The organism is Vibrio sp. TRT 21S02 (assembly GCF_050113675.1).
In the GTDB taxonomy this organism is placed as follows: domain Bacteria; phylum Pseudomonadota; class Gammaproteobacteria; order Enterobacterales; family Vibrionaceae; genus Vibrio.
Genome location: NZ_JBNJOI010000004.1, coordinates 172,693 through 194,714 on the forward strand (window position 1 = coordinate 172,693; position 22,022 = coordinate 194,714).

The following is a 22,022-nucleotide window of genomic DNA, read 5'->3' on the forward strand; positions in this document are numbered from 1 at the left end:
AGGCGCTCTTAACCAGAGCGCCTGTTTAAAAACTTAGGGTAGAAAGCCGGTGAAATATTACGCCGGATGCAGTGGCCCATGGCATCGAGGTATGGGCGCAAGTAAGCAAAGAACTCGTAATATCCTTCACACAAATAATGTTTAGCCGTTAAAGAAAGCTCACCATTTGAATCGATCCGCTGCGCCGGACAAGCACCATGACACAGTGAGCGTTGGCTGCACCCTAAACAGTGGTGCTGGGTTCCAATAGGCTTGCGGTTCGAAAATTGCTGCTGAACCTTTGTTTCAATTAAGTCTGGATACTCTTGCTGGGTAAGATTGCCGACTTTAAATTCCGGATAAACAAAGTGATCGCAGCTGTATACATCACCATTGTGTTCCATCACTAAGTTGTCACCACACTGGGGCGCATGAACGCAAATCGACGATGGCATGCCAAGATGCATACCCAACGCGTTGTCAAAATGACTGACAAAAACCTGACCAATATCGTGTTTGCGCCACTCATCAAACACATCGATCATAAACTGGCCAAACTGCTTCGGTGAAACACTTCGGCTCGATACCCCTTCTCCCTTAACGGGTTCAACAATCGGGATAAACTGAATAAACTGCGCACCGAGTGCTTTCAAATGCTGATATACCCGCTTACCAAAATCACCATTATGATTTTGAATAACCGTCAGAATGTTGGTTTCTACTTGGTATTTTTGCAATACACGTAAACCTCGAATGACCTGTTGATAGGAGCCAAGCCCTCGACGTGTCTTACGGTAATGATCATGCAGCTCTTCATCACCATCAATACTGATGCCCACCAAAAACCGATGTTGCTTGAGAAACTGTGCCCACTCTTCATTTAATAGCACGCCGTTGGTTTGGATTGTATTGACTATCGCCATGCCTGAACGTCGGTACTTATTCTGCAACGCAACCGCGTGACGATAAAAATCAATACCACGCATAGTCGGTTCTCCCCCTTGCCAGCCAAAGGTCACTTCTCGACATCCTGCCGGCTGACTCTCAATGTAGTTTTTTACGTGAGCTTCTAGGGTTTCCAACGACATATCAAACCGCTTTGTTTCTGGGTAATACTTCGATTTATCCAGATAAAAGCAGTATTCACAATCGAGATTACACAAAGGCCCCACAGGCTTAGCAAGTATGTGAAAAGGCCTTTTCGCTTTGACCCTTGCGGTTGGAATGATCAGTGATTGCATCGCTTAGTTCCGGCTTAATAGTTCGATTTCAATTTTATACAATTTAAATAAAACAGCTTTTCATTTTTTCAAACACCTTGACACAAAGCACATTTTTGAAATGCCATTTCAATATAATGACATTCAAATAATTTGTATTACGAGCGCTCCGTTGAATGAAAAAGAAACCCAACTTGTTGTACGTATTCCCGGATCAATTTCGCTTAATGTCTTTGGGGATCTGGCAACAAGCACAGTACCAAACCTTATTAGCGGGCAAAGGTGACCCTGTTATCACGCCAAATCTTGATGCTTTTGCTCAACATGCCACCTTGTTACCAAATGCCGTTAGTAACTGCCCTGTGTGCAGCCCTCATCGTGGAAGTTTAATGACCGGACAATTCCCAGCTAAAAGTGGCGTTCCTTTAAACTGTAACTCCCAAAGGGTTCAATCTGAGTTGCCACAAACGGCATTCTGCTTTACCGATGCATTGGCCCAAGCTGGATATGATGTCGGTTATATCGGTAAATGGCATTTAGATTTGCCCACGGCTAATGACCCAATCAATCCTGGGCGTTATGTCGACCCAAACCGTCCGGCATGGGACTCCTACACCGAGCCACAAAGAAGGCACGGTATTCACTATTGGTATGGCTACGGTACATTTGACCAACATTGTAACCCTCATTACTACGACACTTTAGGAAACCGTTACGAACCAAGAAAATGGTCGGCGGAGCATGAAGCGGATAAAGCGATCAGTTACCTCCAGAATCAGCAAAATCAGCGCGACAGCAACAAACCTTTTGCCCTATTTGTTTCCATGAACCCGCCGCATAGCCCATATTCCAGCTTGCAAGATTGCCGAGAGGAAGACTGGCAACACTACCAACACCGAGATGCCGAGCAGCTATTAGTGCGAGACAATGCCGATGCGCGCATGGACAAAGCAAACAGTGCCGCCTACTACTTTGCAAATGTCACGGGGGTCGATAAAGAATTCGGCCGCATTGTTGATGCATTAAAAAAAATCGGAGAATGGGATAACACTGTCATTGTGTTTACTAGTGATCATGGTGAAACCTTATGCAGTCACGCTTTGGAAGATGCCAAAAACTGCATTTATAACGAAGCCTTTTCCGTCCCATTTTTGCTTAAAACGGCACAACAAAAAGAAAGCAAACATCATCCTGCTTTTCTTAGCAGCGCAGACATTATGCCAACCCTATTAGCAACAATGGGACTACAAGAGACATGGCCTGATGATATCGATGGCAGAGATTTGTCCAGCGCATTGTTAGACCCGGCAAATTTCACTAGTTTTCCTGACTGCGCCTTGTATCTACGCAATGTGGATGGCCCCACCGACCAAGATGGCAAGGTAAATGACTACTTCCCAATTAGCCGTGGCATAAAAACGGCTAGCCATACTTTGGCTCTCGAAATTGATGGTAACTACCATTTAAGCCGAAGTTTATTATTTGATGATCAGCAAGATCCCTACCAAATGAATAATCTGCCATTTCAGCCGGACTCACCCACGGTGCGTCGTTTGCTCAGAGCCTTGGCAGAAGAATTAGTTCGAACTGAAGACCCATGGGCGAGCCAACAAGTGCTTGGGCACCTACTCCCCTATGACCTGTTTAGCAATAAAGGATAATCAATGAGTGAGAATAAACACCCCAATGTCATTATTATGTACGCCGATGACTTGGGCTTTGGCGATTTAAGTTGTTATGGCGCCAATGACATCCCAACACCAAATCTGGACAAGCTGGCGGAGGAAGGCATCAAATTCCACCAAGGTTATGCCACCGCAGCAACCTGCACTCCTTCTCGCTATAGTTTATTAACGGGTTCTTATCCATGGCGAAATCCAGATGCAGCTGTATTACCCGGAGATGCGCCACAGATCATTGGTATCCATGATGAAACCATGCCTAAAATGTTCCAAAAAGTTGGCTACCGCACAGCGATTGTCGGCAAATGGCATTTGGGATTGGGCAATGGCGATTTGGATTTCAACCAAGAAATCCACGGCACACCGAACGATGTTGGCTTTGATGATTCCTTTATCATGGCGGCGACAAACGATCGCGTCCCGTGCGTGTATATCGACAATCGTCATGTGGAAAACTTAGACCCGAATGACCCAATTGACGTCACCTATGATTGGGACCAAGCTTTTGAGGGCGTTCCTACCGGCAGGCACAATCCTGAGTTGCTTGATGTCATGTACGATCACGGTCACGATGGCACCATTATCAATGGCGTTAGCCGCATTGGCCATATGCGTGGTGGGCAAGCTGCCATTTGGGATGATGAGACCATGGGCGAAGTCTTTGCCAATAAAGCCATCGATTTCATCGAACAAAACCAAGACAAGCCATTCTTCCTCTATTACGCTTTGCATCAACCTCATGTTCCGCGCATCCCTAACCCACGTTTTCGTGGCGTTACCCCGCACGGTGTTCGTGGTGATGTGATTGTGGAAATGGATTGGTGCATTGGCCAAGTACTCGACAAGCTTGATGAGCTTAACCTTTCAGACGATACCATCGTTATTTTCTCAAGTGATAATGGCCCTGTACTGAATGATGGCTACAAGGATCTGGCTGTAGAGCAGAATGGTGAACATCAAATGGCGGGGCCACTCCGCGGCGGCAAATACAGCTTATTTGAAGGAGGCACGCGAGTTCCATTTATCGTTCGCTGGCCAAATGGTGCTGGCTCAGGAGAAAGTAACGCTCTGTTTAACCATGTCGATTTGTACCATTGTTTTGCTCAGCTTACCGGCTATTCACTTGGTGAAGATGAAGCGCCAGACAGCCTGCCACTGCTCGATACGCTCACAGGGAAAGATGCCCATGGCCGCGATAGCATGGTGTTGGAAGGCATGCAATACAAAAAGGTTTTTCGCGATCAGCGTTTTGCTTACATTCCACCGCATGATGATGACTTTGTCTGCCAATATACGGGCAACGAAAAAGGCAACATGCCAAAACCTCAGTTGTTTGATCTGCACGATGACGTGGGCCAAGTGGTTAACTTAGCCAAAGAGATGCCAGAGAAAGTGGTTGAACTGCATGAAAAACTGCAAGATGTCATTACCAGCAAGCAAACACGTTAAAACACCTCAATACAAAAAAGCCCAGCATTTCTGCTGGGCTTTCTTTTTATGGTGTGATGATAAGCTGAGGTCCATTGCCGCTTTCGCGACTCGAGAAACTCACATCAGATTTACTGCTTGCTGAACCTTTATTTTCTAACACTAAGCCAAGGCTACCTGTGGTAATGAGATCGCTCACATCGACTTCTAACCATGAGCCTATTTGGTTCGGTGTAACTGCCACGATTGCGCCCGTTTTATTCACAGCAGGTAAGGTGTTCCAAGAAATATTACTCTCCTGCCAATCAGTATTCGACAGACGAGAGACAGTAATATCACGACTTGGGTCCGTGTTCACGTTGCGCACATGCAAGCGCAATGTCGCCTTGGATGTACTGGTCACATCTAATCCAGCAAGATCAAACTGCAGCACTGTTTTGCGGCTGTAACCCACACCGTCTTTTTTCACGACCAAATAGCTGTTATTGCCATAACTTTGCCCGGCGTACTTTCCGTCGCGAACAAACGCATCAAACTTGGTTGTGATGGTTTGCTGCTGCGAAGGTAAAGCTGGTGATGAAAAATCCACGGGTACACTTTTACCTAGCCAACGTTTTTCACCAGACGTTGCTACCGTTGTAGTTTGAGTTTGACCGTTATCGGTTAACGTTACCTTAACCAAGGTTCCTAACCCCGGTGTCGAAAGAGTAATTTCTGGCTCAGGTTTGGATTCATTAACAAGAACGACACTTGGCTTATCTACGGTAATTTCTTTACCACTACTCAGCACAAGGCTTCCCGCTTTGTGGAATACAATGCCTGTGATGTTAAGCGATGTATGCGTGACCGCTTGTAACGAACTGGTATTACTTAAGACTGTCACTGGTCGGTTAGCCGCGTAAGCTTGAGTATCACTGGCACTTTTTTCCGGTAACACAATGTACTGATAGGATGCGTTAGTCGGTTGCCAGCTGTGCCCTATTCGCAACATAAACACATCGTCTGAGACTACCTCATCTGGCTGCCCCTTGTTAATGCTACGCCAATTACCTTGCTTGGTGTCATTTTCCATATGACCATACCAAGATGCAGGGAATACATAACCGACACCGTCATGATGCACCCATGATGACCCCACCAGTTGACGGCTACCTTTTTGATACACTTGCCCATCCACGGTAACAGGGCCATTTAAACGCGTTTGGTTAACGGTCGTGTTCACATACTCCGAGCGGGTAGATTTAATCCCTGCCCCAAGGGCCACCAATTCATCTTTAAAGCTAAACCATGCCTTTTTCGCTTGAGTTGAGTATGCGTCCATGTCCATCACTGAAACACCATACTGCCCGTCTGAAACGCCACCAACAAACGAGGTTTGCATTTCAATGCGCCCCCAATCCGCTGGCTTGGTAGCAAACTGGGGAGATGTCACACCCGGAACTAAGCCCCAGTTCCAAACTGGGAAGAGGTTATGGTATTCATCTCCACGCTGCATAATGAAAGTGCTACCAAAACCAAGCCAGTTGCCCTGCAGGTTTTCACCATTCCCCGCTTCGGTTGGCCGAATACGGTTGGAGTTCATTTTAATGCCGATAAAGTGGTCTGCGCCCACCTTCGCTGCATAGTCAGAGCGCCAAAACTGTTTGTAACCTTGAAGGCCTGAATTCATACCTTGCAAATGTTGTTTAAAGGCGAGCGCTTCTGATTGGCGAGTCGGTTTTAGTGCCGCAATGTAGTCACTTTGCTTGATTAAGGTAGTCGGGTCTAAGGTGCTGACTCGGCTGATACCTCGACCTCGACTGTTGTAGTCAAGGGTGCCATGGCTATTGGCCCAGCGAACACCTTCAAGAAAGTAGTTCACCAGTACATCGATCTTGTCCGCGGCAAACTTCCACTGTAGATCACGCACTTGGTACGCCCAATAGGAGGCGGCGCCAAAGAACACTTCACCATAGCCACCAATATACAATTGCGGGCCATGCTGCTGAAAAGAGTAATCCGACTGAACACCTTCGTCTTCAGTCACCACAATGGTTTCTTCAATGCCATTCAAACCTCTTTCAACTTGCAAAGCATCCTGATTCAATAAACCACCAAATATGACGCCTTTTGACAAGTCCGTTCTGTTCGCACCCGTTTTATAAGGCTCCGATGGCATGTCTGCAGCAATCAACTGGTTTAAATCCGTTGGCAGTTGATCACCTAACATCAACGCAGAAGGACCTAAGCGTAGCTGCTTGCCTATTTCATTCCACCACCAGTTTTTATTGGTTCGATCCGCAGAGTACCAATAATAAAGGGCTGAAATAGCGGCTTGAGCAGCATTCACATCGTTATTAAGAAATGCAGCGGAAGAAAGGATATGGATACGGTCTAAGTGAGCGCGAACTGGCGCTTCTTGTGTTGGGATCAGACTGTAGTCAATGTCCGCCCAACTGCCATTGGCTTGCTGTGAAGCCACATATTGCGCTGCAAGTTGGTCTATGTTTTCACCTTTGCTGGTTAACTTGTTTGACATGGATTCAGCAAAATCCGGCGCAACACGTTGCGATAATGTCGTAAGCTCTGTGGCCAGTGCTGGCTGACATATTAATAGTGCTGGGAGCACCCAACTTTTTGGAGTGATTTTAAATTTCATCTTATTTTTCTCTCGTAAGGTGTTTTAGGGGTACAGCGATGTGTTTTGCTTAAAACACACTCATTACACTACGATCGATAAAATGAAATTGCATTTCAGTTTTGTAAAAATATGATTTCAAGCCCAGTCTTGGCGATATTTTTCTTTATGCTAAGAAACTAGATGGTTATAAAAACCCTACAAATACAAGAGTTAAATCTATCAGATAAGCACTCATGGTGTCAGGTATACGCAACACATCCGACACCATGAGTTTTAGGAAAACCTCACAGCTTGCTGTTTGATATTCCTAGTTGTTCGCCGAATAAATAAAATCGGTTCTCATTGGCGTAAAAACGTCCAGTAAGATGGCTCCATCTTCTAACGCAACAACGCCATGCTGACAATTTTTCTGCGCAAGGAACGAATCTCCCACGCTTAAGATACGCGTTTCTTCGCCTAAGATGACTTCAAAGCTACCGGCTAAAACATAACTCAGCTGATCATGAGCAACATGACTATGAGGCACTCCTACCGCCCCTTTGGTAAAACGAACTTTGACCGCCATGATGTCATCATTCCAGTTCACCATACTCCGCTCAATGCCCGGCTCAACTTGCTCCCATGTCTGTTGGTTATCCATTGCAAAGGTCATGTTCTCTCCTTAACTCTCCATGATCGATATTGTTGGTGTAAATAGAGTAAAAACCACTTTCGCCCAGTCGACCATTGTCTGCGTGCGTTTCGACGGTAAGTGAGTATTGATGCCCTTCTTGACTGAAGATAATCTCAACCACGGTTGCGCGGCCCGGTGTCGCAACGGACACACTGTAACCATGAGGTTCTGCTTCACAGGCAAGTACACAGGGTTCGTCCACGGTGATTTCAAGACCATTGCCCAAATCCAGCGAGGTCGGACGATAAAAGACGCACCCGATCCGTTCATGGTGTTGCACCGCCTGAACATCACGCTGATTAGCAATGATGTTTGCTTGAGGTGCGTTAGCGTACGCTTGTGTATCGCTGGCGGTCGCTCCCGGCAATATCGTGTATTGGTAACTGGCGTTATTGGGTTTTATTCCATGAGAAATGGTCAACTCAAACACCTCACCACTGACGGGTTCTTCACTTAAATGGTGATTAATACGATGCCAGTTAGACCCACGCTCTTCACATTTGAGTTGCGCTACGCTGCCGTGCAGCACATAACCAATTTTGCCATGATGAACCCAGCCACGAGCATCGCCTTTAATTGCCCCTGCATCAGATACACCATCACGCCATAACGTTTGTTCAAAGTGGCATTGGTTGATGGTGGTTCGAATCTCTTCTTCATGGCTAGAACAAATCCCTGCACCCAATGCAATGACCATGTCATCAAAGAAAAACCAAGATTTCAGCCCTTGGGTCTCTTGCACATCAAGCTCAAATGTAAAAATGCCCCAACGACCATTTGACACGCCACCCGTCCAATGCGTTTGTTGTTCGACCCGACCCCACTCGTGAGCAGGCATCGCGACTTGAGGATTAGTGACTCCAGGCACGCGACGCCAATCCCAATATGGGAAAATGTCACGATATTCCAATCCCGTGGCACCAATATTCATGCTGCCAAAGCCAAGCCAAAAACCAAGTAAGTTTTCCTGATTACCTGTTTCGATTGGGTTGGTACGTTGCGAGTTGCCTTTCACCGTTACCGCATATTTACTGTTGGCTGAAACAGCATAATCAGAACACCAAAAGTGCTTAAAGCCCGCAAAGGGATAGGTTTCTCCGTTGAGGTGCCCAATATAACTCTCAAGGAAATAGGAATACTGAGGAAACAAGGCACGTAGCATTCTGGCTTGCGCACATAATATTTGGCGGCCAAACGGCTTTTCTAGATCTGGCTTTGCAATCGCTCGGCCACACACGTTGTAATCCCAATAGCCATTACGCGTCATCCACACCGTGCCACGTAAATAATACTCGCCGAGTAATCGTTGTAGCTTAAGTGGAAAACTAAACGGGGTATTGCTTGTCACATACGCCCAAGGCAAAGCAACATTAATAAATGACTCGCCATAGCCCCCATTTTGTAACTGTGGTCCATGTTGCTGATAGGAGTAATCGGCCTGAATGCCTTCTCCTTCTGTCACCTCAATGGTTTCACAAATGGCGTTCATAGCCGCTTCAAATGCGGCTTCATTGCCGGTCAACAACGCACCAAAGGCCATGCCGTGCGCCAAATCCGCTTTATTTGCCCCCGTCATCGTCGCCTCATCTGGCAAGTCGGCTTTCATTTGAGCTTTGAGATCGTCCGGTAAAATGGGGGCAAGCATCAATGCGATTGGACCAAGCAGACGTTGCCTGCCAATTTGGTTCCACCACCAGTTCCAGTTTTGTGGATTGACTTCATACCAATAGTCTAGGGCTTGAAGTGCATATTCTGCGGCTAATGGTGATTGTGAGCTGTGGTATTCACACGCCAGTGTCAGGACTCGCTGCAAATAGCAGTGAATCACTTGTCCATCTTGTTCTGCTTCGGATAGCGGAATATCACGCCAACCGAAAGAGCGAGAAAATTCTCGTTGCCATTGCTGGACATTCTGATGCCATTGCTCTCTTGGAATCAGCGTAATTTGTTGCAATGAGACTTCATCGACAACAGCAGATTGAATTTGCGTCAAGTGCTGCGAAATCATTCTATAGGTTCCTTAAAAAAGGCGCTTTCGCGCCTTTGATAGATAAGGTTAAGCATCCAACCAGAGCCATTGATATGGCGCTAGCGATAGGCTTACTTTCTCCCCTGTGGTATTGGTTATGGTCACCTCTTGCGGTAACTCACTAAAATTCACCGCCGTCGCTTTTTGCGTTTGAGGATAGAACGCCACATCCACTGCTGGGTTTTCAGATAGCCATGAATGTGTCTGTTGCTCCTGCTGACCAAGCCACAATAGGATGTGCTGTAGAAGACGGGCATTTTCCATACTAAACGGCAAGTTGCCTAAGTACACTGCACGGCCTTGTCCATAGTCTCTAGCCGTTAATGCCAGATGCTGTCCCTGAGCCGCAATTACCGTTAGATCTTGAGCCTGCGGGTAAACGTAACTTGGGTTACCAAAGTCTTCTGTCCCAGAAACGAACTGGCTGAGGTAATGCTCGGAAGAAATTTGCAATGGCATGGCAACACGACCCATGGTCAATGAGGTTTCTTTCTCCAAGCCAAACACATCACCCAATTGGAAATAGCGACCATTTTTCTGAAATGCTGATGGGTCAGATACACCCAATAAGCCGCCACCTTTAGCCACAAATTCTCTGAGCTTAACGATGATGTCAGTACTATCCCAACACTCACCCCCACTCCAAGCTGAATTGGCGTCACCACTGTTGATGATGACCTTGATCTCAGGGTCAATACCGTGCTCAGCAATGTCTTCAAAGCTGATGAATTCCACCTCAAACGGTAATCCAGACAAACACTCCAACAGGTTATTACCCACCAGCTCCATCACATCCGGACGTGGTGGCACATAGAAACGTTGATCACGAGCCTGATTTTGCAACCAGCTGCGCGCTTCTCCCCATGCACTTAATACCGCCACTTTCCCTGTAATTTTTGCAGACTCACTCCGCTGTGTATTGTCTAGGTATTCGCCAAATTGCTTTGAAATATCCGTGACGTGGTCAATAAAGTGAGGGAACTTGTTTGCCAATGAGAGATAGCCGCCATAACCAATGCGATCCAATGGCTTTTGCAACATCGCTCGACGGATCTTAGTCCAGTTGGACATCGACTCTACGACCGGATCATTCCCTTCACAGAAAACATCTGGGAAGAAGTAAGGGTAAAAACGTGCTTCGCGGATCTGATCGCCACCTGAATCGGTTAAACGACGTAGAGCAACCCCATCTTCCACCGCGCCCACATTAATATCGATGCCGATCTTCTGATAGCTTGCTAGGAAAGGTTCTGTACCAATCCAGTGATCGCCTTGGAACATCGCTGTGCGCTTACCAGCTTTGTGCGCCATTGCGACCAGCTCAGCAGCAAATTCAACCACAAAATCCTGCACAAAAGTCATCCAATCTCGGTATTGCTGAGATGGCACTTTATAGGTGCCGTTGTAATAACCCGCATCGACAAAATCTTCTGGTGACAATGCATAGCCAAAACGTTTTTCAAAATCTTGCAATGCTCGTGGGCTCACAGTTTCACCATAACCTGTCCAGTCACGGTAAATATCTTGGTTCAGCTCACCCGTATCGATCACGAACAAGAAAGCGAAGGTGGTAAAACGAACCACCGTAGTATCAGGGTGTGTTTCAAGCCAATGTTGGAAATGGTTAAGTAGGTGCTGACGACATTCCGGATGATATGGGTCAAGGCTTTTGATGCGTGGTCCATCCCAGTCATTGGTCAAGGCGTTGTACATCGACACACTGTCCCACACCTGACGCGCCATAAAGGTGATGGTGTATTCATGGTATGGAGTAGCTTGAATGATGTCGACACGTTGCTTTTCCGCGTCAAAGGACCAGTGTTCAACCGGTACTACTTTGCCAGCGGTGCGATCACGCACTTCCCACCACTGCTTAGGATCGCTGTCATCGTCTAACTCATACTTGTCTTTACTGTAACCATCCAGCGGCTGGATCGTAACGGTTTCATCCATCGCTGTAACCGGGAAAGACATCAGATACTTACGGTGCAAGTATTCTGGATGTTGATTGGCATAATCTTGATCAGCACGAACTAAACACATTACAGAATAGATATCACTATCTTGCTTAGCGAGTGAGTCTGGCATGCTGGTTCCATCGCTGTCTCGCAGGGCGTCTGCTTGCCAGCGTTGATAAAGATCCAATACCACGTCTTCCTGACCGACTTCGACAGGCAGGGTCATATGACCTTTTCGAGAGGCAACCTTGGTCATGATAAGCTCCAAAATGTTGGGTCAATCGGGGGAAGGCTCCCCCGAAGAAATAAGAGTTAGAATTACCAGAAGAACTTCTGGTAACCATTCGCACGCATGAGTGCTTCAAGGTAGTAGTAATCACCATAAGGCAGCATGTTGTCGCACAGCCCTACCTTTACGAAAGATGCACCATGAGCCAATAAACCCAACGCTTTTTCATCATGGGTTACATCACAGGTGTCGATTAAGCCTTGGAGCAAATATAGGCCCCAATCACGGTATTGCTTAGCTTCTTCTGCATCGGTAATACACTGAGAAATCAATAACAACCCTGCTGCCGTGATCGCGCCTGCTGAACTGTCTTTGTATTGGATTTCGTTGGCAGGTAACGAATAATCCCACACCGGCACACCATCATCAGAGATCTGTTCAACAGCGTATTGAGCCAGTTTTTTTGCAAGCGTTAGGAACTGCTCGTCCCCTGTGTATAGATACGTTTGAGCAAAGCCATGTACCGCCCAAGATTGACCGCGAGCCCAACAAGATTCGTCTGCATAACCTTGGAAGGTTTCCCCTTTGATTGGCTGTTGGGTTACCGGATCAAAGTTGAACGAGTGGTAAGTCGAATAGTCTTCGCGAACAATGTGTTTTGCTAACGTCTCACTGTGGGTTCTTGCTGCTTGCGCATACACAGGTGACCCTGTCACCTCGGACGCCCAGAATAACAAGGCTGTATTTTGCAGTGAATCGATAATCGATTTACCTTGCGTGATTTCCGGCCCTAATGGATGGGTATCATTCCACGCAACGATGTAACCACCGATCTTGCGAAAACGATGAATCAGATGATCGGCCGCGCGAATCGCCATCATTTTAGACTCTTCATCGCCAGTCAAACGGTAATCAGCCACACAGCTTAAGCTGTATTGAAAACCAAGGTCATGATCAAGCCAGAACGGATCTAGCAACATATCGGCAAAATAACGCTTGCGCAGCTTAGCGCTGTTTTTAAACTGCTGCTCTGCGGTCATTTGGTAGCATAACCACAATTCACCGGTCCAGAATGAAGACACCCAATCAAATTGATCACAGTATTGCCACTGGTTGTTTTCTGTACCAATTTTCGGATTACGTTCACCAATCTTAGGGATGTTTCTTTTGACAGACTCGACGACCGTTGATAAGTGATTCAGCACTCTTTGCTCATCGAGTACGGCAGGTAACGGACGCAGTGTTATAGATTCGCTCATATTAACTCTCAACATCTTTACTGGGTAAAGAAAAGGGATGATTTATGTATTACCTATAGTCTATCGTTATCATTATTAATAAACGCATAGCTCGGTCACATTTTATAAAACACCTTTTCATTTTTAAATTTAAGTTCAAAAAAAGGCTGCAACGCAGCCTGATAGCAACTATCGAGCGAGCCAACCACCATCAACCGCCACCGTATAACCGTTGACATAATCCGATGCCGGAGACGCTAAAAAGACCACAGGTCCAGCTAAGTCGCTTGGTAGCCCCCAACGATTAGCAGGAATGCGTTCCAAAATAGCCTGATTGCGTTCTTCGTCGGCGCGAAGCGCTTGTGTGTTGTTCGTTGCCATGTATCCGGGTGCGATTGCATTGACGTTGATGCCTTCCGCTGCCCATTCATTGGCCATTAACCGTGTCAGACCCATGACGGCACTTTTCGAAGCCGTATAAGAAGGCACACGAATTCCACCTTGGAATGACAACATGGACGCAATATTGATGATTTTGCCACCCGACTGCTGCGAGCGGAATTGACGAGCAACGGCTTGGCTCATGAAGAAGACGGTTTTGGCATTGAGATCCATTACGTCGTCCCAGTCTTTCTCACTGAAATCGATCGCATCATTACGGCGGATAATACCTGCGTTGTTTACCAATATGTCGACACGCCCTGCAAGGCTAACAGCTTGATCGACCACTGAGGTAATGACTGACTGATCACTCAGATCGGCGGTAATCGCATGGAATTTACGTCCAACCGCTTCCACTTGTTGTGGTGTATCTTCCGCATCTGAGTAATTCACGCCAACAATATCGCAGCCAGCTTGCGCCAGTGCGACTGCCATGCCTTGCCCTAGCCCGGTATTACACCCAGTTACCAATGCAACTTTACCCTCTAGATTAAAAGCATCTAATACCATTTAGTTTACCTTTTGCTTTACTGCACTTACCAAAAAAGAAAATGCAATTTTATTATATTGAAACACCGTTTTACTAAATATCAAAGACAAAAAAAATTTGGCTTAATATTCTGTGAGCTTGTTCAGACTATCTCTGCACACGCTTATAATGAGTATCACTCACTTGGCGCAGACGTTCTGCCGCTTGTTCCGGTGTCAGATCGCGTTGGCTTTCTGCCAACATTTCATAACCCACCATAAACTTACGAACCGAAGCACTACGAAGTAATGGTGGATAAAAACAGGCATGCACCTGCCAGTATTGGTTCGGCTCACCTTGAATAAACGGCGCGCCATGCCAGCCCATTGAGTATGGGAATGAGCAGTTGAATAAATTGTCATACCGCGTTGTCAGTTGTTTAATCGCATCCGCCAAATCGGTTTGCTGGTCGATGCTGAGTTCTGTCAGTCGACCTGCCTTTGCTTTGGGTAACAGCAAGGTTTCAAATGGCCATGCCGCCCAATATGGCACCAATGCAACCCAATGCTCAGTTTCAACGACAACACGTTCCCCACTTTCGAGCTCACGTTGCACATAATCCAATAGCAACGGGGTGCCATGTTGCTCAAAATAGGCCTTTTGATGGTTATCTTTCTTCTCCACCAGCGTCGGGAGAAAACTGTTGGCCCAAATCTGTCCGTGAGGGTGTGGTTGAGAACAACCCATCGTTTCGCCCTTGTTCTCAAAAACTTGAACCCAAGGGTAATCAGCACCTAATTCTCTGGTTTGTTCAATCCAAGTGTGAATGACTTGACCTATCTCTTCACTCTCTAACTCTGGCAGCGTACGGCTGTGATCGGGAGAGAAACAAATCACTCGGCTTTCACCTCGGGCGCTGTGCATTTTAAACAGCGGGTCATCACCTAAAGAGGATTCCGGCGTATCGACCGTAAGCGCTGCAAAATCATTTTTAAAGACAAAGGTGCCGGTGTAGTTTGGATTGACATCACCACTGATCCGACTGTTTTCCGGACACAAAAAACACCCTTTATCGTAGGTAGGCAATACTTCAGTACTTGGCGACTCTTGCTGCCCTTGCCATGGGCGTTTGGCTCGGTGAGGTGATACCAGCACCCACTCCCCAATTAACGGGTTATAACGGCGATGGGGATGCTCAGAGACATCAAATGATTGCATCATAGTTTCCTTTAGATATTAAGATTGGTAGCCATTCGGATTTTTCTGTTGCCAGTTCCAACTGTGTCTGACCATATCCATCAGGTCATATTGAGCACGCCATCCAAGCTCACGCTGAGCTTTTGCTGCGTTCGCAAAACACTCCGCAATGTCTCCGGGACGTCTTGCCTCAATTTGCACAGGGAGGTTGCGCCCAAGCACATTGTCCATGGCAGAGACCATCTCCATGACGCTCGTGCCATTGCCAGTCCCCAAGTTATAGATAAACAACCCTTCCATTTCGCTGCACTTTTGCAACGCAGCGACATGACCGTCAACCAAGTCTTCAACATGGATGTAATCCCGCACACCAGTACCATCACGCGTTGGGTAATCATCACCAAAGACCGATAACGCATCTCTGCGGCCAATCGCGACCTGAGTAATAAATGGCATCAGATTATTTGGCAGCCCGTTTGGGTCTTCACCAATAAGACCGCTTGGATGCGCGCCTACCGGGTTGAAATAACGCAATAAGGTGATGCTCCAGTACGGGTTTGCCGTCGAGAAGTCGGCCAGACAGCGTTCAACCATGTACTTACTGGTGCCATACGGATTGGTTGTACCACCTGTTGGTGCTTGCTCATCAATAGGAACATGTTGCGGCTCACCATAAACCGTTGCTGATGAGCTAAAAATCAGATTGTGAACATACGCATCACGCATTGCTTCAAGTAGGTTCAATGTGCCTACAACATTGTTGTCGTAATACGCCAACGGGTTGAGGACAGATTCCCCAACGGCTTTTAACCCTGCAAAGTGCATCACCGCATCAATATCATTCTCAGCAAAAACCGTTTTAAGGATGTCACTATCTCGAATATCGCCTTGATAGATGGTGAGTTTTTGCTCTGTCAGAGTTTCTATTCTGCCCACGACATTTGGCGAGCTATTACAAAAATTATCCAGTACGATTGGGGTGTGCCCCGCTTTAGCCAAAGCGACACATGCATGGCTGCCAATATAGCCACACCCTCCGGTCACGAGTACATTCATCAACTTACCTCTTACGAATGAGTTGCAACAATGGCGTTAATCGGTCAAAAAAGTTTTCTTCCCTAACGTAGACAGAACCATTGAGCAGTGATTGTTTGGCGGAGTTTTTAAATCGGCAGAAATACACCTTTCTACCGCTTCGAGCGACGTAATCATCAAGCATTTGAACGCCAACATGATCGATGAAGTTAATACCACGCCCAAGGATGACCACTCTTTCTGCAGTGAGACTTTGCAGCTCCTGATGCAGATACTGAACACAGCCAAAAAAGATTGAGCCATTAATCCGGACCACCGTGAGATCCTGCTGAGCGTCAATATTGAGTTCTTGCTTATCCAACACTTCAACAACAGGCCTAGATGTGCGGCGAAGATAGAAAAATAACGAAGTCGCCACACCAATGTAGATCGCCCATTCAAGGTGCATAAACAATGCGGCGATACAGGTAACCACCAATACAAATGTCTCTTTTTTGTCGTGCTCTACCAGCGTTTTAATGTGTGGTATGTCAATCAGATTCCAAGCAACAACGAGCAATAATCCACCCATACCGGAAATCGGAATATAAGCCGCGTATTGAACAAAATTTACCATCACCAATAACAAGATAAGCCCGGCAAATACCGCTGCAAGAGGAGTCTTTGCCCCACTGCTGTAGTTCACACCACTACGAGTGAAAGAGCCAGATGAGACATAACACGAGAAAAACGAGCCAACGAGATTGGAGATCCCCTGCCCAATAAACTCCTGATTGCTATCAAGCGTTTGCCTAGATTTCAGAGCAACCGAGCGACTGATCGACACAGCTTCCACCAAACCCAACATCGCCACCGCAAAAATACCACCGAGCATAGGTTCAAAGTGGCTCATCCCTTGGAAAGGCGAAGAGAGTTTGAGATAGCTGCTGTCCACTTGCCCCACTAACGCGACCTCGAAACCTAGCGCGTTCATGAAATACGCCATCCCCATGGCGCCTAGCATCGCAAGCAACATATTTGGCGCTTTTGGGGCAAGCTGTTTAACCAAAACACAAATCAGCATGGTAAACACGCCCACTATCAGCTCATCAGTATTGGTTTGTTTTAGGTGCATCACCAATAAGCCGATATTTTCAATCGCTGTTTGTCCTGAAGCATAGTCAAGACCAAGGACATGCTTGAGCTGACTGACGGCTATCACCACCGCAGCACCAGCGGTAAAACCCAAAACCACGGAGTGAGAAACAAAGTTGACGACGCTGCCGAACCTGAGCAACCCAAACAGCAGTTGAACCAATCCCGCACACAGAGTTAACGTAAAGCAAAGCTGTATATAAAGCGGTGTACCGACGTCAGCAAACTGACTCACGGTCGTAAACACAATAACGGATAACGCTGCGGTTGGACCGGAGATCAAATGGTTGGATGACCCAAACAACGCCGCAAGAATAGCGGGAACAATCGCCGTGTACAGGCCGTACTCTGGCGGTAGCCCGGCGATCATCGCGTAAGCCACACCTTGTGGCAGCACAATGATCGCCCCCGTGAGACCGGCCCAGAAGTCGGCGCGAAGACTTTGCGACGTAAGTTTGGGTAGCCAACTTAAAAAAGGAAAAAGCTGCACTAATTTAATACGCCTAAGTGCGTGCATTACCATGATTATCCTTGTTACTACTCTGCTAATTCCGCGACGACTTCATCAACAAGCGCACCAATAGCTGCCCAGTCTTTTGCGTCAATCAACGAGTTTGGTACCATCCACGTACCACCACACGCCAGTACACTTGGTATCGACAAGTACTCATCGATATTGTCGGCAGAAATCCCGCCTGTCGGCATAAATTGCACTGGATACACAGCATTTAGCGCCTTCAACATAGCACTGCCACCCGATGCACTGGCTGGGAAAAATTTGAGTGTCTTTAAACCAAGCGTCATCGCTTGTTCAACCAAGCTTGGGTTGTTCACACCAGGGACAATCGCAACACCACGTTGCTGCGCATATTTCACTGTAATTGGGTTCAAACCCGGGCTCACAATAAAATCGACACCCGCTTCTATCGCTTGGTCCACTTGCTCGGTTGATAATACGGTTCCGGCACCAATCAACATCTCTGGGTACGCTTCGCGCATTAAACGAATAGACTCCTGAGCCGCGGGGGTACGAAAGGTCACTTCAGCGCAAGGCAAGCCGTGATCAACCAAGGTTTTCGCAAGTGGAACTGCAGATTGTGCGTCTTTAATCGCAATAACAGGCACGACTTTCAACGCGCTTAGCTTTTGTTCAAGGGTCTGTGCACCCATGGTGTTTCTCCTAGAAATTAGATAGTAATTAAAGGCATATCATCAGGTGCAATGATCGCACCCTTGTATTGAATAACGGTACCTGCAAGCTGATGCCCTGCGCTCGCTGCTTTTATGCTGTCACCACTCGTAAGCCATTGGTATAAATAGCCAGCGTTAAAAGAATCGCCTGCTGCTGTGGTATCAACCACATCATCAACTGCGTTGGTTGAAACCCATTGCTGGGCACCGTTATGAACAACTAGGCAACCTTGTGCACCGCATTTCACTATTAATTGATCAATGCTGAATTCTGAAAGGCGTGCCAGAGTCTCTTCAATCGAAGCGTCTCCAAATAACATCTGTTCGTCGTCAAAGGTGAGCAATGCAATATCGGCAAGCGCATACAGTTGGTTAAAACGTTGTTGAGCCAGTGCCGTCGTCATCCACAAACTTGGTCGATAATTGGTATCAAAGGCGATTAAGCAACCTTGTGCTTTAAGGCGTTCGAGTAGTTTCATCAAAGTATGGCTTTGCTCAGGTGTCTGAATTGCTAATGTAATGCCACTAAGATAGATCACATCGTAAGCCTTCAAAGCTTCAAATAACTGGTCAGGATCTTCTCGGCTTAACCACTCACGCACCGCTGCATCTTCACGCCAGTAATAGAAATCTCGCTCACCACAAGGTTGATTTTCGATCATATATAGCCCGGGGAGTTTGTCTTCATAGCGGCAGACATGATCAACGTTGATTCCTTCAAAAAGCCATTCGACCAACATTTCTTCACTTAACGTATCTCGACCCAGAGCAGTAAAATAGCTGACATCATAGTCTTGAACATTCTGCCTAAATAGCCGAGATAGATAGAGGGCAGTATTTAACGTATCACCACCAAATGCGCTTGCCATTCCGGCACTTGTTTTTTGTAGCTCAACCATGCATTCGCCGATAACTGCTACGCTTTTCCCAGCCATTTTCTTCACACCAATATCGTTAATTCACAGCAACTATACTTAACGAGCAAAAATCACGCAATATATTTGAAACGCTTTTTCATTTTATTTGATTTGATAACTTTAATTATGTGAGCACGATTATAAAACAGCATTTCAGATTCGTAAAAAGCCGCGATTCGATGCTAGTATCACTGCATCAATTTATAAATGCTGCAGTTAAAGCAGAATGAAAGAAAAAGAGAGAAGAGTTATGCAAGTGCGCCAAGCGATTCACAGTGAACACGCGAAACAACTAGATACAGAGGGACTTCGTAAGGAGTTTTTGGTTGAAGATATTTTTGTCGCTGACCAACTCACGATGACGTACAGCCATATTGATCGCATTGTATTTGGGGGCATACAGCCAACCCGTAAAGTGGTGGAGCTAGCTCATGATCTAGGTGCAAAAATTGGCGTCGACTACTTCCTACAGCGTCGTGAACTTGGCCTGATCAACATTGGTGGTGACGGCACGGTCACTGTCGATGGTGAAACTTATTCAGTGAATGCACAAGAGGCGCTCTATATTGGTATGGGTGCAAAAGATGTCTCCTTTTCCAGTGTTGATGAAAAACAACCCGCTAAGTTTTACTTCAACAGTGCACCAGCACATACGCATTACCCAAACAAGAAAATCACACTAGAAGAAGCAGCACCAGTGACACTAGGTGATGCAGCCAGCAGTAACCACCGCACCATCTACAAATACATTGTTCCTGACGTATTACCAACATGTCAACTTTTGATGGGCTTAACAAAATTAGAACCAGGCTCGTTATGGAATACCATGCCGTGTCACACACATGATCGCCGAATGGAAGTATATTTCTATTTCGGGATGCAAGAAGACAGTGCGGTATTCCACTTTATGGGAGAGCCACAACAGACTCGTCATTTAGTGGTACGCAATGAACAAGCCGTTATTTCTCCAAGTTGGTCAATTCACTCTGGCGTTGGAACGCAAGCCTACACCTTCATTTGGGGTATGGTGGGAGAGAACCAAGAATTTACCGACATGGACCACATTGCTGTTCAAGATCTAAGATAACTCCACTTAGCCCAAAGTAAGTATTGGCCCTGCATCTTGCAGTTACTTATTGAGGGATGGATATAGCTGGATTTTCAATGATATTGAAGCAATAGAGCGCCCAATGGGCGCTCTTTTTTTAACTAGCAATCAACATTCCAAAATATGCATTAAATTGCATTTAACTTCATTATATTTGATTATCGTCAATCAGGGTTCATTCAGTGCACGGCCTACAAAAAGCCCCCTCTTCACTTATCTAAACTCAAAGTGAATTGGCATTGTGTGATTATCTGGCGCCTAATGCTTTTCGCCACCTAACATTCAGTGTCCCTTCCACTAATAACGTTGAGGACACCACCATGACAGACAAAACCATATATAACTGTCATTGTCATATTTTCACTGACAAAAACTTACCTGATAACTACCTTCCTATGGGATTGGTACCCCTATTTCGCAATGAATGGATCAGCAAAAGTGCACGATGGTTGATGAGAAAAGCCCAACCACTTAGCAAAACGGATTTACTTCACCGTACGTCCACTTTCTTGGAAGCCACTTATGAAGACTCACAAGAAGCGAACCTGAAAGATTTGATGCGTTACTATCCACCAAAAAGTAAGTTCATCATCCTACCGATGGATCTCGGTCTAATGACTCGCCGCTCATATTGGATTGGGGCAGATAAAAGGGGCAAAGTCAGAGAAGACATTGATACACAGCATCAGAAACTCGCTGAGCTCGCGGCAAAAGAGGAATACAAAGAGATTATTATTCCTTTTGCACACATCGACCCTAGACGACCAGATGCATTAAAAAGGCTAAAAGACTTAGTTGAAAATCACCACTTTAAAGGGGTGAAGATTTATCCGCCTTTGGGATACAAACCCACAGATCCACGGTTAATGAACGAGATTTACCCGTACATGGTGGAAAAAACATCCCACTACTCGCCCACTGCTCACCCGGTACGGTGTATACCCATGAAGTCCGTAAAAAAGTTGCTCACCAATATGCGCATCCTAAGAACTACCAAGCAGTGATGAAAGCATTTCCTCAACTGCGGATTTGTCTTGGTCATTTTGGTGGAATATCTGAATGGCGACGCTACTTTGCCGCTGAGCACGATGAGAAAAACCAACCTTGGGTCCAAGTGATTATCGATATGATGCGAGATAAAAGCTATCCGAACCTTTATGCGGATATCTCCTACACCATCTTTGATATGCAAGAAAACGTACCTTTACTTAAAGTGTTACTGGAAGACGATGAAGCAAAACGGAAGATACTGTTTGGATCCGACTTCTTTATGGTCGAAAACCACAAGTATTCTGAAAAACGTCTTTCCATCGACTTAAGAGCAACGCTGGGAGAAAAGGCATTCTGGCAAATCGCCAATACAAACCCCAAAGCTTATTTAGAAGGAAATAAGTTCGACGTTGACTCGTTACTTAAAGGAAGGACTAAAACAGTAGAAGAAGCTTAAGAAAACTGAAGCCTGCAAACGCAGGCT

At 46.2% G+C, this 22,022-nt stretch carries 17 protein-coding genes; 5 read left to right on the forward strand and 12 right to left on the reverse strand.

Features of this window, described 5'->3' with window-relative positions:
* Positions 1-8 precede the first annotated feature (8 nt).
* Positions 9-1,220 carry an anaerobic sulfatase maturase gene (locus ACQEXU_RS06850; RefSeq protein WP_427010200.1) on the reverse strand — a complete coding sequence of 404 codons (1,212 nt, stop codon included), beginning with the start codon at positions 1,218-1,220 and terminating at the stop codon, positions 9-11.
* A gap of 155 nt (positions 1,221-1,375) precedes the next feature.
* Between ACQEXU_RS06850 and ACQEXU_RS06855 the strand changes: the two genes are divergently transcribed.
* Together ACQEXU_RS06855 and ACQEXU_RS06860 are read left to right on the forward strand one after the other, a co-directional pair.
* Entirely contained in the window at positions 1,376-2,860 is a 1,485-nt protein-coding gene (locus ACQEXU_RS06855) for a sulfatase family protein (RefSeq protein WP_427010201.1), read from the forward strand.
* 3 nt (positions 2,861-2,863) lie between these two features.
* The gene (locus ACQEXU_RS06860) at positions 2,864-4,330 is read left to right on the forward strand and encodes a sulfatase family protein (protein ID WP_427010202.1); all 1,467 of its coding nucleotides are present in this window, start codon (positions 2,864-2,866) and stop codon (positions 4,328-4,330) included.
* A 46-nt stretch (positions 4,331-4,376) separates the two neighbouring features.
* Here ACQEXU_RS06860 and ACQEXU_RS06865 read toward each other — a convergent pair whose 3' ends face one another.
* The 11 genes from ACQEXU_RS06865 to ACQEXU_RS06915 form a co-directional block, all read right to left on the reverse strand.
* Positions 4,377-6,947 carry a polysaccharide lyase family 8 super-sandwich domain-containing protein gene (locus ACQEXU_RS06865; protein ID WP_427010203.1) on the reverse strand — a complete coding sequence of 857 codons (2,571 nt, stop codon included), beginning with the start codon at positions 6,945-6,947 and terminating at the stop codon, positions 4,377-4,379.
* Positions 6,948-7,236: 289 nt separating this feature from the next.
* Entirely contained in the window at positions 7,237-7,581 is a 345-nt protein-coding gene (locus ACQEXU_RS06870) for a cupin domain-containing protein (protein WP_427010204.1), read from the reverse strand.
* Positions 7,562-9,610: a polysaccharide lyase family 8 super-sandwich domain-containing protein gene (locus ACQEXU_RS06875; protein ID WP_427010205.1), complete on the reverse strand. Its 2,049-nt coding sequence runs from the start codon at positions 9,608-9,610 to the stop codon at positions 7,562-7,564. Before ACQEXU_RS06875 ends, ACQEXU_RS06870 begins: the two co-directional genes overlap by 20 nt.
* Before the next feature lie 48 nt (positions 9,611-9,658).
* Positions 9,659-11,845 (reverse strand): 1,3-beta-galactosyl-N-acetylhexosamine phosphorylase, encoded by a 2,187-nt coding sequence (gene gnpA, locus ACQEXU_RS06880; protein ID WP_367988863.1) that lies wholly within the window; start codon positions 11,843-11,845, stop codon positions 9,659-9,661.
* Between the two features lie 62 nt (positions 11,846-11,907).
* The gene (locus ACQEXU_RS06885; protein WP_367988862.1) at positions 11,908-13,077 is read right to left on the reverse strand and encodes a glycoside hydrolase family 88 protein; all 1,170 of its coding nucleotides are present in this window, start codon (positions 13,075-13,077) and stop codon (positions 11,908-11,910) included.
* Positions 13,078-13,245: 168 nt separating this feature from the next.
* Positions 13,246-14,007 carry a 2-dehydro-3-deoxy-D-gluconate 5-dehydrogenase KduD gene (kduD, locus tag ACQEXU_RS06890; RefSeq protein WP_427010206.1) on the reverse strand — a complete coding sequence of 254 codons (762 nt, stop codon included), beginning with the start codon at positions 14,005-14,007 and terminating at the stop codon, positions 13,246-13,248.
* A 127-nt stretch (positions 14,008-14,134) separates the two neighbouring features.
* A complete protein-coding gene (locus ACQEXU_RS06895) occupies positions 14,135-15,187 on the reverse strand; it encodes a UDP-glucose--hexose-1-phosphate uridylyltransferase (protein WP_427010207.1) in 1,053 nt (350 codons plus the stop codon).
* A 15-nt stretch (positions 15,188-15,202) separates the two neighbouring features.
* Entirely contained in the window at positions 15,203-16,219 is a 1,017-nt protein-coding gene (gene galE, locus ACQEXU_RS06900; RefSeq protein WP_427010208.1) for a UDP-glucose 4-epimerase GalE, read from the reverse strand.
* A gap of 4 nt (positions 16,220-16,223) precedes the next feature.
* The gene (locus tag ACQEXU_RS06905) at positions 16,224-17,849 is read right to left on the reverse strand and encodes a SulP family inorganic anion transporter (RefSeq protein WP_427010209.1); all 1,626 of its coding nucleotides are present in this window, start codon (positions 17,847-17,849) and stop codon (positions 16,224-16,226) included.
* 20 nt (positions 17,850-17,869) lie between these two features.
* Positions 17,870-18,502: a bifunctional 4-hydroxy-2-oxoglutarate aldolase/2-dehydro-3-deoxy-phosphogluconate aldolase gene (locus ACQEXU_RS06910; protein ID WP_427010210.1), complete on the reverse strand. Its 633-nt coding sequence runs from the start codon at positions 18,500-18,502 to the stop codon at positions 17,870-17,872.
* Between the two features lie 17 nt (positions 18,503-18,519).
* Positions 18,520-19,458, reverse strand: coding sequence for a sugar kinase (locus ACQEXU_RS06915; protein ID WP_367988856.1), 939 nt, complete (start codon positions 19,456-19,458; stop codon positions 18,520-18,522).
* 232 nt (positions 19,459-19,690) lie between these two features.
* Between ACQEXU_RS06915 and kduI the strand changes: the two genes are divergently transcribed.
* The 3 genes from kduI to ACQEXU_RS06930 all read left to right on the forward strand — a co-directional run bounded on the left by kduI (position 19,691) and on the right by ACQEXU_RS06930 (position 21,995).
* Complete coding sequence (gene kduI, locus ACQEXU_RS06920; RefSeq protein ID WP_427010211.1) at positions 19,691-20,527, forward strand: 5-dehydro-4-deoxy-D-glucuronate isomerase; 837 nt, start codon at positions 19,691-19,693, stop codon at positions 20,525-20,527.
* Positions 20,528-20,868: 341 nt separating this feature from the next.
* Positions 20,869-21,552 (forward strand): hypothetical protein, encoded by a 684-nt coding sequence (locus tag ACQEXU_RS06925; protein WP_427010212.1) that lies wholly within the window; start codon positions 20,869-20,871, stop codon positions 21,550-21,552.
* Positions 21,552-21,995, forward strand: a complete 444-nt coding sequence (locus ACQEXU_RS06930; protein WP_427010213.1) for an amidohydrolase family protein — start codon at positions 21,552-21,554, stop codon at positions 21,993-21,995. The genes ACQEXU_RS06925 and ACQEXU_RS06930 overlap by 1 nt, the downstream gene beginning before the upstream one ends.
* Positions 21,996-22,022: the final 27 nt, after the last annotated feature.